General features: G+C 71.4%; 13 protein-coding genes and 1 pseudogene. 10 read left to right on the top strand and 4 right to left on the bottom strand.

Translation table 11 applies throughout. The annotated features are described in order from the left end of the window. The 8 genes and pseudogenes from ACFV20_RS25190 to ACFV20_RS25155 form a co-directional block, all read left to right on the top strand. Positions 1 to 1,662, top strand: a pseudogene (locus ACFV20_RS25190) (hypothetical protein); the annotation flags it as partial. Between the two features lie 9 nt (positions 1,663 to 1,671). Next, positions 1,672 to 2,085: a roadblock/LC7 domain-containing protein gene (locus ACFV20_RS25185; protein WP_031138073.1), complete on the top strand. Its 414-nt coding sequence runs from the start codon at positions 1,672 to 1,674 to the stop codon at positions 2,083 to 2,085. 110 nt (positions 2,086 to 2,195) lie between these two features. Next, positions 2,196 to 2,591, top strand: coding sequence for a DUF742 domain-containing protein (locus tag ACFV20_RS25180; protein WP_030851927.1), 396 nt, complete (start codon positions 2,196 to 2,198; stop codon positions 2,589 to 2,591). Then, complete coding sequence (locus tag ACFV20_RS25175) at positions 2,572 to 3,147, top strand: ATP/GTP-binding protein (protein WP_104781463.1); 576 nt, start codon at positions 2,572 to 2,574, stop codon at positions 3,145 to 3,147. The genes ACFV20_RS25180 and ACFV20_RS25175 overlap by 20 nt, the downstream gene beginning before the upstream one ends. A gap of 376 nt (positions 3,148 to 3,523) precedes the next feature. Further along, positions 3,524 to 6,835, top strand: a complete 3,312-nt coding sequence (locus tag ACFV20_RS25170) for a nitrate- and nitrite sensing domain-containing protein (protein WP_385659920.1) — start codon at positions 3,524 to 3,526, stop codon at positions 6,833 to 6,835. Positions 6,836 to 6,845: 10 nt separating this feature from the next. Continuing rightward, positions 6,846 to 7,259: a roadblock/LC7 domain-containing protein gene (locus ACFV20_RS25165; RefSeq protein ID WP_004983065.1), complete on the top strand. Its 414-nt coding sequence runs from the start codon at positions 6,846 to 6,848 to the stop codon at positions 7,257 to 7,259. A gap of 94 nt (positions 7,260 to 7,353) precedes the next feature. Further along, complete coding sequence (locus ACFV20_RS25160; protein ID WP_029181511.1) at positions 7,354 to 7,932, top strand: DUF742 domain-containing protein; 579 nt, start codon at positions 7,354 to 7,356, stop codon at positions 7,930 to 7,932. Then, a complete protein-coding gene (locus ACFV20_RS25155) occupies positions 7,913 to 8,494 on the top strand; it encodes an ATP/GTP-binding protein (RefSeq protein ID WP_014675207.1) in 582 nt (193 codons plus the stop codon). Before ACFV20_RS25160 ends, ACFV20_RS25155 begins: the two co-directional genes overlap by 20 nt. A gap of 189 nt (positions 8,495 to 8,683) precedes the next feature. On the opposite strand, the gene ACFV20_RS25150 is transcribed toward ACFV20_RS25155, so the two are convergent. From ACFV20_RS25150 to ACFV20_RS25135, 4 genes are all read right to left on the bottom strand, one after another. Beyond that, positions 8,684 to 8,878, bottom strand: coding sequence for an acyl-CoA carboxylase subunit epsilon (locus ACFV20_RS25150; RefSeq protein ID WP_385659917.1), 195 nt, complete (start codon positions 8,876 to 8,878; stop codon positions 8,684 to 8,686). Positions 8,879 to 8,913: 35 nt separating this feature from the next. Next, complete coding sequence (locus ACFV20_RS25145; RefSeq protein WP_385659915.1) at positions 8,914 to 10,497, bottom strand: acyl-CoA carboxylase subunit beta; 1,584 nt, start codon at positions 10,495 to 10,497, stop codon at positions 8,914 to 8,916. Positions 10,498 to 10,651: 154 nt separating this feature from the next. Beyond that, positions 10,652 to 13,024, bottom strand: a complete 2,373-nt coding sequence (locus tag ACFV20_RS25140; protein WP_385659913.1) for a polysaccharide lyase 8 family protein — start codon at positions 13,022 to 13,024, stop codon at positions 10,652 to 10,654. 353 nt (positions 13,025 to 13,377) lie between these two features. After that, entirely contained in the window at positions 13,378 to 14,235 is an 858-nt protein-coding gene (locus ACFV20_RS25135; RefSeq protein ID WP_385659927.1) for an SDR family NAD(P)-dependent oxidoreductase, read from the bottom strand. Between the two features lie 361 nt (positions 14,236 to 14,596). On the opposite strand from ACFV20_RS25135, the gene ACFV20_RS25130 reads away from it, so the two are divergent. Next, positions 14,597 to 15,199 (top strand): YceI family protein, encoded by a 603-nt coding sequence (locus ACFV20_RS25130; protein ID WP_385659911.1) that lies wholly within the window; start codon positions 14,597 to 14,599, stop codon positions 15,197 to 15,199. Between the two features lie 218 nt (positions 15,200 to 15,417). Beyond that, entirely contained in the window at positions 15,418 to 16,203 is a 786-nt protein-coding gene (locus ACFV20_RS25125) for a S1 family peptidase (protein WP_385659910.1), read from the top strand. The last annotated feature ends 63 nt before the right edge of the window (positions 16,204 to 16,266 follow it).

Raw genomic sequence — 16,266 nt, 5'->3', positions numbered from 1 at the left:
GGCCAGGGGGCCGGTACCCTCGGGGCGGGCGCGTCCGGCGGTGCCTTCGGCGGCGGTGCGTCCGGCGCCGGCCGGCTCGGCTCCGGTCAGGGGCCGCGGGCCGCACTGCCCGGGCGGGACGCCGACGGCGGCCGTCCGGGAGCGCCCGGTGGTGCGCGCGGACCGCAGGGTCCCGGCACCTCGTCGTTCGATCAGGGTGGTCCCTCGCAGGGCCGTCCCGCTCCCTCCGGTGCCGGGTTCGGCCAGCAGGCGCCGGGTGCCCCGCAGGGTCTGCAGGCGGCGGGCACCAACGGCGCGCAGGGCCAGGACGCCTTCGGCGGGGGCCGTAGCCGCAAGAAGCAGGGCCGTGCCTCCGAGCAGGGCACGGGCCGCAGGCCGCAGCTGCCGCCGCGTGGCGGTCCCCGGGCCGAACTGCCCGGCGGTGACGCCCAGCAGCGCGTGCCGAGCTGGAGCGACGAGAACGCCCAGCCGCCGGCGCCGCGTGCCTCTGTGGACACCCCGCGCGGGCACGAGGAGCCGGACCTCTCCCGGACGTCGTCGCTGCCGCGTGTGGACGACCGGCAGGGTCCCGGTGCGACGGCGGAGATGCCGGCCGTGCCGCGTGACGACGACCGGCAGGGTCTCGGCTCTCCGTCCGACTTCGGTGCCGCCCAGCACGCGGACCCGTTCGGCCCCGGCGCGCACGCGTCGCAGGGCCAGGGTCAGGGTCCGTTCGTCCGCCCGGACGTCTTCGGCTCCCCCGCGGGCCAGCACGACGCGTCCTCGTCGGGCCAGTACCCCGCGCAGCAGTCCTACGACAACGGCTCGACGGGCCAGTACCCGGCGCCCCGCCAGGACAACGGCACCCAGTACCCGGTCCAGCGCCAGGACAACGGCTCGACCGGCCAGTACCCGGCGCCCCGTCAGGACAACGGCAGCCAGTACCCGGTCCAGCGCCAGGACAACGGCTCGACCGGCCAGTACCCGGCGGCCCGTCAGGACAACGGCTCCACCGGCCAGTACCCGGCGCCCCGTCAGGACAACGGCTCCGGGCGGCCCGGTCTTCCGGGTCCGGCCACGTCGGCCGATCCCGCGGGCGCGGGCCGGTTCGAGCGGCCGCAGGACGGCGGCGGCCGGGGTCCGGCCGACTTCGGCGCCCCGCGTCCGCCCGCCCCGCAGGCCCGTCCGGTCCGGCAGGAGCCCGAGGCCCTGCCGCCGGCGTCCGGTCCGGGCGACGGTCGTACGCCGCTGTACGACACGCTGGAGACCAACTGGTTCCACGGCCAGCAGGAGCAGCAGCAGCCGCAGAACAACGGCTCCGCACCGGCCGCTCCGCAGCAACCGCAGCAACCGCAGGGACCCACCGGTCCTCAGCGGTCCGCCGCCCCCGCCGGGTGGCGCACCTCGCCGAACGACGACCTCGTCCGCCAGGCCGAGCGCGTCCGCCAGCCCGCCGCGGGTGGTATCACCACCTCCGGCCTGCCGCGCCGGGTCCCCCGGGCCAACCTCGTCCCGGGCACGGCGCAGCAGCAAACCCACCAGAGCGGTCCGCAGGTCTCGCGTGCGCCCGATGACGTACGCGGCCGGCTGACCAATCTCCGTCGGGGAATCGCACAGGGTCGTCAGGCCGGTTCCACCCAGACCGGCAGCCACCCACGGCCCACTCACCAGCAGGAGCGTTAGTTGAGTCCGATGAGCCAGGCGGCACAGAATCTCAACTGGTTGATCACCAACTTCGTGGACAACACCCCCGGGGTGTCCCACACCGTCGTCGTGTCCGCCGACGGTCTCCTCCTGGCGCTGTCGGAGGGCTTCCCGCGCGACCGCGCCGACCAGCTCGCGGCCGTCGCCTCGGGCCTGACGTCCCTGACGGCAGGCGCTTCCCGGATCTTCGAGGGCGGTGAGGTGGCGCAGACGGTGGTGGAGATGGAGCGGGGATTTCTCTTCCTCATGTCCGTCTCCGACGGCTCGTCGCTGGCCGTCCTCGCCCACCCGGAGTGCGACATCGGCCTCGTCGGCTACGAGATGGCCCTCCTGGTCGACCGCGCGGGCGCGGTCCTCACCCCCGACCTGCGGGCTGAGCTCCAAGGCAGTCTGCTTCACTGATCGGCCCCGGCACCACCCGTCTCACCACATCACCGTCCGGCCGCCACAGACCCCACACAGGCCCCGTCAGACGGCTTGCTGACCGACTTGCTGTCCCGCCCGGAGGACCCATGACCCCGCCCACCGCCTCTCATGATCCGTACGCGGAGCCGTACGAGGACGAGGGCGACCAGCCGCTGGTAAGGCCGTACGCCATGACCGGTGGCCGGACGCGGCCGCGCTACCAGCTGGCCATCGAGGCACTGATCAGTACGACCGCGGACCCCGCCGCGCTCATGGGGCTGCTCCCGGAGCACCAGCGGATCTGCCACCTGTGCCGTGAGGTGAAGTCGGTGGCCGAGGTGTCGGCGCTGCTCAACATGCCGCTGGGGGTGGCCCGGATCCTGGTCGCGGACCTCGCCGAGGCCGGTCTCGTCGCGATCCACCAGCCGGGCGGCGACGACGCCACCGGCGCACCGGACGTGACTCTGCTCGAAAGGGTGCTCAGTGGACTTCGCAAGCTCTGACGCGGGGCGGTCCACCACCTCCGCGAAGATAGTCGTGGCCGGTGGCTTCGGCGTGGGCAAGACCACGTTCGTGGGTGCCGTCTCGGAGATCAACCCGCTGCGCACCGAGGCCGTCATGACGTCCGCTTCGGCCGGCATCGACGACCTCACCCACACCGGGGACAAGACCACCACCACGGTGGCCATGGACTTCGGCCGTATCACCCTGGACCAGGACCTGATCCTGTACCTGTTCGGTACGCCCGGTCAGGACCGCTTCTGGTTCATGTGGGACGACCTGGTGCGCGGCGCCATCGGCGCGGTGGTGCTCGTGGACACCCGGCGCCTGGCCGACTGCTTCCCGGCCGTGGACTACTTCGAGAACAGCGGTCTGCCGTTCGTCGTGGCGCTGAACGGCTTCGACGGTCAGCAGCCCTACCAGCCCGAAGAGGTGCGCGAGGCGCTGCAGATCGGTCCCGACACCCCGATCATCACGACGGACGCGCGGCACCGGGCCGATGCGAAGAGTGCCCTGATCACGCTGGTCGAGCACGCTTTGATGGCACGGCTGAGGTAGCACCCAATTCTGAGGCGTCATACGGCAGTTGTCGTAGATACACCGGAGCCGACTGTGTCCTTTGACACGGTCGGCCAAGGTGTTCATAACGTTTCGGCAGAGGAATCGGGTGGTACGGCCACGCGTCGCGCACATCCGGTCTCGCTGCGCGCACAATCGCCCCGCCTTTTGGCGGGGCTCGCTCTTTATGACCGTTTTATCTGGGGCTTACATCACGTCGATTCCCCTCCTCCGACTGTTTGGAAGAGCGCAGGTCGTCGTGCTGGAATGCCTGAACTGCCCAATAGTCAATGACGTACTCGTCCGTCGCCGGCGACTTGGGCTCTGAACACTGCGGCACAACGTTGGTGCCGACCGCCGAGAGGTTGTTGGTCGAGTGAGGCGAAGCAAGAACAGTCCCGAGCCGTCGGCCCGGGGCAACTTCACCCCGCCGCCGCGCACAGCGGCGCCCGCCCCCGTGCCCGGTTCGGAACCGACGGCCGCGCCCGCCGAGAGCGGCGGCCGTCTCTCCCCGCGCAACTGGCGCGTGGCGACCAGGCTGAACGCGATCCTGCTCATACCCGTGGTGGTCGGCCTCGTCATGGGCGGCTTCCAGGTGAAGAGCTCGATCGACACCTGGCAGGAGGCCGAGGACGCGGAGAACACCGCGCGCCTGGTCCGCGCGTCGCTGCTCTACGCCAACGCCCTCTACAACGAACGCGACATCACCGCCGCCCCGCTGCTGCAGGGCAAGGGCCAGGACGACAAGACCGTCGTCGACGCCCGCAAGCTCACCGACAAGGCCAAGGACGAGTTCGACGCCGCCGCGCAGGACATGCCGGCGAAGCCCGGCCTGGAGCGCCGGCTCGACCTCTTCCGCAAGGCGGAGCCCAAGCTGGCCACCCTGCGCCAGGTCGCCTACACCTCCAAGCTCAAGGGCGTACAGACCGAAGAGGGCTACGTCGAGGTCGCTCACCCGCTGACGGAGTTCGCCAACGAGCTCGGCCTCGGCACCGGCAACATCACCAGCTACGGCCGGACCGTGTACGCCATGGAGCTGACCAAGGCGGCCCTGTCGCTGCAGCGGTCCATCGGCATGCACATCCTGGTCAAGCCGGGCCCGGACGCCGGCAACCTCGCCAGCCAGCGCATCGCCCTCTCCTCGTACGCCTACCTCGAGCGCATCGCCGTGCAGGAGTACATCGGCGGTGGCACCCAGCAGGACGCGGACAAGCTCGAGGCCGCCGAGGCCAAGATCAAGGCCGACGGTGCCGCGATGGCCCGCGAGGCCAAGGGCAAGAACCCGGACTACGTGCCGCCGCCCGCCAACCCGACGACGATGATCTCGGCCGTGGCGACGCTGCCGAGCACGGACCCGAGCGCCCGTGCCGCGCTCGCCGAGAAGGGCGTCACCGCCGAGAACTGGTGGGCGGTCAACACGCTCAAGTTCAACGCGTACGAGAAGATCGAGACGGACATGGCCGACAAGGCCGTGAGCGAGGCGTCCGACATCGCCGACGACGCCCAGCGTGACGCCTACATCACCGGTGCCGCCGTCGTGGTCGCCCTGCTCCTGGCCTTCATCCTGGCCGGTGCGGTCGCCCGCCAGATGAGCCGCTCGATGCGCCAGCTGCGCAACGCCGCCTTCGGTATCGCCGAGCAGCGTCTGCCGATGCTGGTCGACCAGCTCTCGCGCACCGACCCCGGCCGGGTCGACACCCGCGTCGCCCCCATCCCGATCGCCACCACGGACGAGATCGGCGAGGTCGCCCGCGCCTTCGACCAGGTCCACCGCGAGGCCGTCCGGCTCGCCGCCGAGCAGGCCCTGCTGCGGGGCAATATCAACGCGATCTTCACCAACCTCTCGCGCCGCAACCAGTCGCTGATCGAGGGCCAGCTGACCCTGATCACCGACCTGGAGAACAACGAGGCCGACCCGGACCAGCTGGAGAACCTCTTCCGCCTGGACCACCTCGCGACCCGTATGCGCCGCAACGGCGAGAACCTCCTGGTCCTCGCGGGCGAGGAGCCCGGCCGCCGCTGGGACCAGCCGGTGCCGCTGGTCGACGTGCTGCGCGCCGCCTCCTCCGAGGTGGAGCAGTACGAGCGCATCGAGCTCTCCGGCGTCCCGGAGGCCGAGATCCACGGCCGCGCGGTGACCGACCTCGTGCACCTGCTCGCCGAGCTGCTGGAGAACGCGACGACGTTCTCCTCCCCGCAGACCAAGGTTCGTGTGACCGCCACCCGTCTCCCCGACGGTCGGGTCATGATCGAGATCCACGACAAGGGCATCGGCCTGACCGCCGAGGACTTCGCGGACATCAACCACAAGCTGGCCAACCCGCCGACCGTGGACGCCGCGATCTCGCAGCGCATGGGTCTGTTCGTGGTCGGCCGACTGTCCGACCGGCACGGCATCCGCGTCCAGCTGCGCCCCTCGGGCGAGCAGGCCGGCACCACCTCGCTGGTCATGCTGCCGGACGCGATCACCCACGGTGGCGGCGGCGAGCAGCACGTGGACCGCGACGAGTTCACCGTCTCGCAGATCATCCCGGAGCAGAACTTCGGCGGCGAGGACTTCAACCAGCAGCAGTCCATGCGTACGGCCGCGGAGCTCGGCTTCGACGACAGCCGCTACTCCGACGTCCCCGACGACATACGGGAGCTGGACCCCGTCGGCCGCTCCCTGATGCGCGAGGAGCGCCGGGCGGCCCTGGAGTCGCAGTCGAACGAGCAGCCCGCGCTGCCCGGGCAGAGCGGCCAGGACCCGAACCAGGCGAGCGGGTACCGCGACGAGTACAACGGGCACAACGGCCCGCAGGGCTACGACGCCGGGCAGGCCTACGACACCGGCCAGAGCGGCTACCCGGAGCAGCAGCCGTCCTCGTACGACCGCCAGGCGCCGTACGAGCAGCAGCAGGCGTCGTACGAGGAGCAGCGGCACACGGCGTACGAGGAGCCGCAGCAGCCTGCTTACGACGAGCAGTACTACGCGCCGAACGGCGGCCTGCCGCAGAACGACACCTTCTCGCCGAACGGCGGCTACCCGGAGCCCTCTTATGCGGAGCCGGCCCAGGAGGAGTCCTCGGAGCGGGGTGCGGGCACGGCAGGTGGTTTCGCCGCGTTCGAGCAGCGCCGTCACCAGGACGACTGGCCGCAGCAGGACGGTTACCGCAACGGCTACCCGAGCCAGTACCCTTCTCAGGCCCCGGAAACGGAATCTGCGCAGGCCGCTGACGCAAGTGAGCAGGACCGCGTAGGCTTCGACCGTCCGGGATCGAGCCCCTCCGCCGCTCACACGATGACCGACGCCGGGCTTCCCCGCCGTGGATCCACCGCGAGCGGTGCGAACGGCACGGGTGGCGCACGGCAAGTGAGCCAGGAGCCGCCGGCCTCCTCTTCGGAGAACAACGGCGACGACTGGCGCTCGGCCAACGACGAGCGGTGGCAGCAGGCCTCGCAGCTCCGGAAGCCCAAGGCGGGCGGGGTCACCTCCTCCGGCCTGCCGAGGCGGGTACCCAAGGCGAACCTGATCGAGGGTGCCGCCGAAAGCACCCCCCAGGGAGGCCCCCAGGTCTCCCGCGCCCCGGAGGACGTCCGGGGCAGGCTGAGCAACCTGCGTCGGGGCGTCCAGCGCGGGCGCAGCGCAGGCAGTGAAACGAACGGCCAGGGCTTCGGTCCTGACAGCACCTACAACCAGGAGCGTTAGTGTGAGCCCGATGAGCCAGGCGGCACAGAACCTGAACTGGTTGATCACCAACTTCGTGGACAACACCCCGGGGGTGTCCCACACGGTGGTGGTCTCCGCCGACGGACTCCTTCTGGCGATGTCCGAAGGCTTCCCCCGCGACCGCGCCGACCAGCTCGCGGCCGTCGCCTCCGGTCTGACGTCTCTGACGGCAGGCGCCTCCCGGATCTTCGAGGGCGGCAGCGTGAACCAGACGGTCGTGGAGATGGAGCGGGGATTCCTGTTCATCATGTCCATCTCCGACGGATCGTCCCTCGCGGTTCTCGCACACCCGGAGGCGGACATCGGCCTCATCGGGTACGAGATGGCGCTGTTGGTCGACCGAGCCGGTACGGTCCTGACACCGGACCTTCGTGCAGAGCTCCAGGGGAGCCTGCTCAACTAGTAGACGGACGGTGCGTTTTGGCGTCCCGTGGCCGTAAGGTTTCGGGACGCGGCTCCACAGCGATGGGTGCCAGGCACAGTCGGAGGAGGAGAAAGTGGCAACACCCCCAGGCGGTTCGTCTTCGGGCAACTGGTCGTACGGCCCTGCCCAGGGCCAGGGCGACGGTGGTCAGAACCCGAACCGTTACAACTTCCCCTCCGCACCGAGCCACCGGCAGCCGTACGCGCCGCAGGGCCCCGGTCCGTCGCCGTACGACCAGCCGCCGGCCCCGCGCATCCAGCCCGTGCAGCCGCAGCGCCGCACCCCCGAGCCGGCGCCCGCGGGGGCGTCGAACAACCCCCTGGTGCGTCCGTACGCCATGACCGGCGGACGGACCCGCCCGCGCTACCAGCTCGCCATCGAGGCGCTGGTGCACACCACTGCGCAGCCGCACCAGATGCAGGGCCAGTTGCCCGAGCATCAGCGGATCTGCAACCTCTGCCGGGAGATCAAGTCGGTCGCCGAGATCTCGGCGCTCCTCACGATCCCTCTCGGCGTGGCCAGGATCCTCGTCGCCGACTTGGCGGAGGCGGGACTGGTCGCCATCCATCAGCCCGGCGGCGACGAGAACGCCGGCGGCCAGCCAGACGTGACACTGCTCGAAAGGGTGCTCAGTGGACTTCGCAAGCTCTAGCGGAGGGCCTTCCCGCTCCACCACGTCCGCGAAGATCGTGGTGGCTGGCGGCTTCGGCGTGGGCAAGACCACGTTCGTGGGTGCCGTCTCGGAGATCAACCCGCTGCGCACCGAGGCCGTCATGACGTCCGCTTCGGCCGGCATCGACGACCTCACCCACACCGGGGACAAGACCACCACCACGGTGGCCATGGACTTCGGCCGTATCACCCTGGACCAGGACCTGATCCTGTACCTGTTCGGTACGCCCGGTCAGGACCGCTTCTGGTTCATGTGGGACGACCTGGTGCGCGGCGCCATCGGCGCGATCGTGCTGGTCGACACGAGGAGGCTCGCCGACTGCTTCCCCGCCGTCGACTACTTCGAGAACTCGGGCCTGCCGTTCGTCATCGCGCTGAACGGCTTCGACGGCCAGCAGCCGTACACGCCGGACGAGGTGCGCGAGGCGCTGCAGATCGGTCCCGACACCCCGATCATCACGACGGACGCGCGGCACCGGGCCGATGCGAAGAGTGCCCTGATCACGCTGGTCGAGCACGCGCTGATGGCTCGACTGCGGTAGTTCTCTGCGGTAGTTCTCCTGCTGTGGGACAGCCCCTGGCGGCCTTTGAGCTGCCGGGGGCTGTCGCGTTGCCGGGTGCGGGTTGTGGGGGCTGGTCGCGCAGTTCCCCGCGCCCCTCAGGGCACGCACCCCGTGAGCGCAACAAGGAAGAGGCCCCTCCGGGTGGAGGGGCCTCTTCCTTGTTGTTGCTCAGCGCCAGCTGTGCGGGGCGCGGAAGCCCGGCTCGCGTTCCAGGCGGCGCCAGCCTGCCTTGTTGCGGCCTCGGTGGGCCGGGGCCGGGTCCGTGGGGCGGGCGGCGGCGCGGGCCAGGAGGATGGCCGTGATGGCGGCGACCTCTTCGGGCTCGGCGTGGCCCTTCTCGACGCGGATGTCAGCAGATTCCATGGGTGTCAGTCTCCGTGAGGCAGATGTCCGCAGGGTTACTGCGGCGGGTTGCCGTGCTTGCGGGACGGCAGGTCCGCGTGCTTGGTCTGGAGCATCGCGAGGGACTTGATGAGCACCTCGCGGGTCTCGGCGGGGTCGATGACGTCGTCGACCAGGCCGCGCTCGGCCGCGTAGTAGGGGTGCATCAGCTCGGACTTGTACTCCTTGACCATGCGGGCCCGCATGGCCTCGGGGTCCTCGGCGTCGGCGATCTGGCGGCGGAAGATGACGTTGGCCGCACCCTCCGCTCCCATGACGGCGATCTCGTTCGTCGGCCACGCGTAGGTGAGGTCGGCACCGATGGACTGGCTGTCCATGACGATGTACGCACCTCCGTAGGCCTTGCGCAGGATCAGCGAGATCCTCGGCACGGTCGCGTTGCAGTAGGCGTAGAGGAGCTTCGCGCCGTGGCGGATGATGCCACCGTGCTCCTGGTCGACGCCCGGGAGGAAGCCGGGGACGTCCAGAAGAGTGATGATCGGGATGTTGAACGCGTCGCACATCTGCACGAAGCGGGCCGCCTTCTCGGAGGCCTCGATGTCCAGCACACCCGCCAGGGCCTGCGGCTGGTTCGCCACGATGCCGACGACCTGGCCGTCCATCCGGCCCAGCGCGCAGATGATGTTGCGGGCCCAGCGCTCGTGGACTTCCAGGTAGTCGCCGTCGTCGACGATCTCCTCGATGACCTTGGCCATGTCGTACGGCCGGTTGCCGTCCGCCGGGACCAGGTCCAGGAGGACGTCCGAGCGGCGGTCGGCCGGGTCCGAGGACTCGGAGCGGGGCGGGTTCTCGCGGTTGTTCTGCGGGAGCAGGGACAGGAGGTAGCGGACCTCGGCGATGCAGGTCTCTTCGTCGTCGTAGGCGAAGTGGCAGACACCGGAGGTCTCGGCGTGGACGTCGGCGCCGCCCAGGCCGTTCTGCGTGATCTCCTCGCCGGTGACCGCCTTGACGACGTCGGGGCCGGTGATGAACATCTGCGACGTCTCGCGGACCATGAACACGAAGTCGGTGAGGGCGGGGCTGTAGGCCGCGCCGCCGGCGCACGGGCCGAGCATGACCGAGATCTGCGGGATGACGCCCGAGGCCTTGGTGTTGCGCTGGAAGATGCCGCCGTAGCCGGCGAGGGCCGAGACGCCCTCCTGGATACGGGCACCGGCGCCGTCGTTCAGCGACACCAGCGGGGCACCGGCCGCGATGGCCATGTCCATGATCTTGTGGATCTTCGTGGCGTGGGCCTCGCCCAGGGCACCACCGAAGATGCGGAAGTCGTGCGCGTAGACGAAGACCGTGCGGCCCTCCACCGTGCCCCAGCCGGTGATCACACCGTCGGTGTACGGCTTCTTGGCCTCCAGGCCGAAGCCCGTGGCGCGGTGCCGGCGCAGCTGCTCGACCTCCCGGAAGGACTCCGGGTCGAGGAGGAGTTCGATGCGCTCGCGCGCCGTCAGCTTGCCCTTGGCGTGCTGCGCCGCGGTCGCCTTCTCGCTCGGTCCGGCCACCGCCTGCGCGCGGATCTCGTGCAGTTCGGCCACGCGTCCACGCGCGTCGGTCGGCTCACCCGGCGCCTCATCCAAAACGGTCATGTAGCGACCTTACGAAGCCGAGCGAGAAATGCGGGCCGTCGACTCCTCACAGTCTCCGGCGTGTTTTCCTGGTACCCCTGAACAGAACCGTGGCGGAGTGCAGCCTTTCCGACTGCTCAGGGGGCGTGTCGCTTGTGGGGGTCACACAAAACCGTCAGGCGAGAGTCACCTCACAGATATGCGTGGCGCATGCCTCCCCCGGAGTGACGCGCACGCGGAGCCGGCGTCCTGTGGAGATCACCTCGACGGTGTCGTCCACGCGGTCGACCCGCCGGACCGGGCGGTCCCAGGTGATCTCCAGGGGCGCGCCCGTGCGGGGCGGTTCGCTCACGCAGAGGGTAGCGGTGCGGCCCCGGACGACGGTCAGCACGCTCGCGGCGGCGGACGCGGTGAGGGGGCCCGCGGTGCCCGGTGTCCAGAAGTTCGCGGCCGTGCAGCCCAGGGAGGGCACGGTGACGGCCTGGCGGTCCGGGTCGTTGGCGAGCAGCGCCAGCCAGTGGCGGTCGGCGGCGCGGCGCGCGACGGCGGGGCGGGACGCCCCGGGCAGGAGGACGTAGGCGTAGGTGGCGTTCTCGGGGTCGGTGCCGTGGTCGAACCAGAGGGTCTGCCAGCGGCGGGTGCGCCGCTCCCCCGTGCTGCCGGTGTTGATGTCGGACCAGGCGCCGGTGCGGTCCTCGCGCAGCGCCTTCAGCTCGCCGTCGAACACCAGCCAGCCGCCGTGGCCCTCCAGGTGGGCCCACTTCGGCCCCTTCACGAAGCGCTGGCTGCCGCATCCGCCGAGGTTGCGGTTGTCGACGACCGTCTCGACCGGGACGCCGTCGGCACAGGTGATCCCGGCGCCCAGGCAGATCACCGCGTCCGCGACGCAGAACCAGGACTTGCGGGCCTCCAGGGTGGAGCCGAGGCCCTTGAGGTGCTGGCCGAGGGCGGCGAAGGTGCCGTCGGTGGTGCCGCCGACCCAGCGCGCGTCCGGGCGTGCGGCGCCCCACTCGCCGCCCTCGCGGTCGGCGAGCCGCTTGGTGGAGACGGTGGTGCCGGGCAGCCGGTACCAGTCGACGGTCGGCCAGTACCAGTCCGTGTACTGGTCACCGGTGCCCTCGGCCCACCAGCTGACCATGCCCGCGCCGGTGTGCCAGCCGCGGGGGTTCTCGCCGTTGCCGCACTCGTAGTGGGCGATGCGGTCGCTGGCCATGGCGATGTTCACGGTGAGGCCGGGGCCGCGGTGGACGGCGCGGTCCATGGCGGCGAACAGGTGGTGCCCGGTGGGTTCGGGCGCGGCCGGGCCGGGTGCGGCGGCGACGGCGTGCAACCGGGCCAGGTCGGCGACGCCGAACTGGGGTGCCGTCAGGATCGGGCTCACGGTGTCCCGCTGGATCCAGCCCTTGACGCGGGCGTGCCAGCGTGCGCGTTCCGCCGGGCTCGCGCCGGTGGCGAGGAGGGCGATGGCCGCGATGAGCTGGTGGCCGTGGAAGTGGTCGCCGCGCAGGATCCCGCGGTCGTCGGTGGTGAGGTGACCGCGGCTGATGGCACGCCCATTGACGCTGTCCATGACCAGTCCGTCGTGGAGGAGCGGGGCGTAGGCGCGCTCGACGCTGTCGAGGACGATCTGCCGGCCGGGGTCGGTGACCTCCCAGTCCGATCCGGCGAGGAGGGCGAAGAGACGGCCGAGTCCGTCGAGCATGACCTGGCCGTAGGTGCCCGAGTAGGCGACCCAGGTGTGCTGGACGAAGGAGCCGTCGGCGTAGAGGCCGTCGCCCCGGGTGACGTACGGGAAGACCGGGGAGAGCGCGTCCCGGGCGAGGGCGATCCTGGCGGGGTCGCGGCCGAGGACGCCGCGCAGGGCGACGGAGCGGCACAGGTCGACGCGGTTGGCGCCGGTGGAGGTGCCGCTGTAGTCGCCGAGGGCCGCGTCGGGGACGCAGTGGTCGACGGCGGCGCAGGCGGCGTCGACGCGGGTCCGGCCCAGCTCCTCGTAGAGGGCGGCGGTGATGTCCATCAGCAGGCGGGGGCTGCCGATCTGCCACTCCCACCAGTTGCCGTAGGGGGTGGTGGCGGGGTGGTAGACGGTGGCGGAGAGGTGGTCGAGGCCCCGCAGGATGCCGGCGAGGAGGCCGGGGTCGGCGGTCGAGCCGGTGCCCTGCTGGACGTAGGCCTGGGTCATGGTCCACAGGCGCGCGTAGCCGAGGGTGATGCCGGCCGGGGGGTCGAAGGGGTGGCCGGGCCACAGGGAGTGCGCCGTCGGGGCCATGCTCGCGTGCAGGTCGCGGGCGAGGGCGCCGGTCTCGGCGAGCCGGGTGGCGTAGGGCTCGGCCGCCGGGTCGTACCCGGTGCCGAGGGAAATGCCGAGCCAGCGGCGGCGAAGGGTCTCGTACGGGTCGCCCGGCGGTCCGGCGTTCGGTCCCGCGGGCGCGGCGCCCCCGGTCGCCGCGAGGGCCGCGGCCGCCAGCAGCAGGGCACGGCGGCCGGGCCGGAACGGGGCGGCGGCCCCGGCCGTGCGGCGGGGGACGACGCGACGCTGCGGAGTCATGCCCATGCCCTACCACGGGGAGGCGGTCACCTGAACGATGGATCCGGCCGGAGTGACCGGAACGGCGGTACCGGCCGTACAGGGTGGCAGCGGCGGTACGGGCCGTACAGGGCGGTACCGGCGGTACGAGCCGCCGTACAAGGCGGTTCGGGCCGGGCCGTACAGGGTGGCAGCGGCGGTACGGGCCGTACAGGGCGGTACCGGTGGCACGGGCCGTATAGGGGTGGCACCGGCGGTACCGGTCGTACAGGGTGGCACCGGCGTACGGGTCGCGGCGCGAGATCCCCGGAGCGGCGGAACCGCGGCGCGGGTGGCCTCCGGATGAGGCCCGGGGCGACGAAGGCCCTGTGTGGTCAGCCGAAGCGGTTGAGCAGGCGGCGGTACAGGCCCGGTGCGAGGCCCCGGACCCGGCCGGGGACGGTCAGCCAGGTGGGGACGTAGGCCTCGTCGCGCTCCTCCCGGACGGCCTCCCAGATGGTGCCGGCGACGCAGCCCGGCGAGAGGAGACCGGTGCGGGTGCCGTCGTAGGGCCTGCCACGGCGGGTGTGGAAGGCCGTGTCGACGGCTCCGGGGACGACGAGGGTGACGCCCACGCCCGTACCGCGCAGCTCCTGGCGCAGCGCCTCGGCGAACGCGGCCAGGCCGGCCTTGGCGGCGGAGTACACCGCCTCCTCCCGCAGGCCGACGCAGCCCGCGACCGAGCCGAGCAGCACGACCCGGCCCCGCCCGGCCGCGATCATGGAGGGCAGCACCTCGCGGACCAGGTGCAGCGTGGCGTTGAGGTCGAGGGTGAGGACCCGGTCGATGTCGGTGTGCGGCATGGCCGTGAAGGGGCCCGTCCAGCCCATGCCCGCCCCGGCGACCAGGACGTCGACGCGGCCGGTGGTGTGCAGCGCGGACTGGGCCAGCAGGCGGGGCCCGTCCGGGGCGGCGAGGTCGGCGGGCAGCACGACGGCCGAGGTGCCGGAGGCCGTCTGCTCCAGGCGGTTGCGGTCGCGTCCGCTGAGCAGCAGCTGCCAGCCGTCCATCGCGAACCGCCGGGCCGTGGCCGCCCCGATCCCGGAGGAGGCGCCGGTGACCAGGGCCACGCGCCGGTCGAGACGCCGCGGTGGCCCGTACTGGTGCACCCGGGCGGGCACGGGGGCCGTGGAGCGGCGCGGGGCGGGATCCGCCGGTGGGTCGTAGGCCGAGCCGGAGCCGGTGAGTGTCACGAGTCGCTCTCCCCTGCGCTGGGCGTCCGCCGTGGTCTCGTCTGTCTCCATGCGCTCCCTTGACACGGAACCCCCTCTCGCCGGACATCGCCACCGCACCGGGCACCGGCCGCGACCCGACGCCCCGCGGCGCGAGGGGCCCACGGCCCCTGGGCCGACCGGCGTGCGGCCACCGTGCGCGGCGTCGAGGGGTGCGCCCGCGCGGGCCGCGGGATTGCGCCATGCGGCGGAACGGCGGACGTGCGGCGGACGCGGCGCGCGGAACCTTTCCCGAAGATGTTGAACATTGAACGGAATAGGTCTACGGTGGGTCGCGTTGGAGTAGTTAAAGATTCAACATCACGCACAGGAGGCGTACACCATGGGCATCTTCAACCGCACCGAGACCCGCACCGCTGCCGCGGACACCGCCGTGAACCCGGAGCTGGCCGCCCTGACCGGCGACTACACGATCGACCCGGCGCACTCGACGATCGGCTTCACCGCCCGGCACGCCATGGTCACGAACGTCAAGGGCAGCTTCCAGGACTTCACCGGCACGCTGCACCTCGACGGCACCGACCCGTCGCGCTCGACGGCCTCCCTCGACGTCGTGATGGACAGCATCGAGACCGGCAACGCCGACCGTGACGGCCACCTCAAGAGCGCGGACTTCTTCAAGACGGACGAGTTCCCGGCCATGACCTTCCGCTCCACCAAGGCGGAGGCGCTCGGCGGCGACGACTACCGGATCACCGGCGAACTGACGATCCTCGGCACCACCCGCACGCTCGCCATCGACCTCGAGTTCAACGGCGCCGCGAAGGACCCCTTCGGCAACGAGCGCGTCGGCTTCGAGGGCAAGGCGGAGATCCTGCGCTCCGAGTGGGGCCTGACCTGGAACGCCGCACTGGAGACCGGCGGCGTCCTGGTCTCGGACAAGATCAAGCTGAACTTCGACATCTCGGCCATCCGGAACGCGTGAGCCCTGGGGGGCCGGCCCGGTGAAGCGTCACCGGGCCGGTCTGGCCGGTTCCCGGCCCTTGTGCAAGGACCGTCGGCGTTCCCATAATCCAGCAGCAGTATTTTGACCAGTCCATGCCAGCACATGGACGTTCTTTTTGTCTCCGCTGCTGTCATGCACTCGTCAATCTGATGCTTCGGTTGCACCTCCCCAGTCAACCCCCCACGGAAGGCATCACGTTGAAGAGACTCCTCACGGCCCTCAAGAGATGCGCGGTCCTCGGCGCCGCCGCACTCGCGATCGCCAGTCTCCAGCCCGTCTCCGCCGCCCAGGCCGCCCCGTCGCCCGTCGTCGGCGGGACCCGGGCCGCGCAGGGCGAGTTCCCGTTCATGGTCCGGCTGTCGATGGGCTGCGGCGGCGCCCTCTACACCCAGCAGATCGTGCTCACGGCCGCGCACTGCGTGGGCAGCTCCGGCAACAACACCGGCATCACCGCCACCGCGGGGGTCGTCGACCTCCAGTCGACCAGCGGCCGGGTCCAGGTCCGCTCCACCAAGGTGCTGCGCGCCCCCGGCTACAACGGCACCGGCAAGGACTGGGCGCTGATCAAGCTCGCGCAGCCCATCAATCTGCCGACGCTGAAGATCGCCACGACGACGCAGTACAACACCGGTGACTTCACCGTCGCCGGCTGGGGCGCGAACCGGGAGGGCGGCTCCCAGCAGCGCTACCTCCTCAAGGCGACCGTGCCCTTCGTCAGCGACGCCGCGTGCAAGGCCTACGGCGGCCTCTACAGCGGCCTGGTCGCGAACGAGGAGATCTGCGCCGGCTTCGACGCGGGCGGTGTCGACACCTGCCAGGGCGACTCCGGCGGCCCGATGTTCCGCAAGGACAACGCGGGCGACTTCATCCAGGTGGGCATCGTGAGCTGGGGCGAGGGCTGCGCCCGGCCCGAGGCCCCCGGCGTCTACACGGAGGTCTCCACCTTCGCCTCCGCCATCGCCTCGGCGGCATCGACCCTCTGACACGCGGCTTCGGGGCCCGGCGCCGAGGGGCGCCGGGCCCGTTCCGTTCCGTTCCGTTTACGG

Source organism: Streptomyces sp. NPDC059696, from assembly GCF_042733745.1.
Taxonomy (GTDB): Bacteria; Actinomycetota; Actinomycetes; order Streptomycetales; family Streptomycetaceae; genus Streptomyces.
Note: the sequence above shows the minus strand (reverse complement) of the source record. Positions and strands in the feature narration are given on the sequence as shown.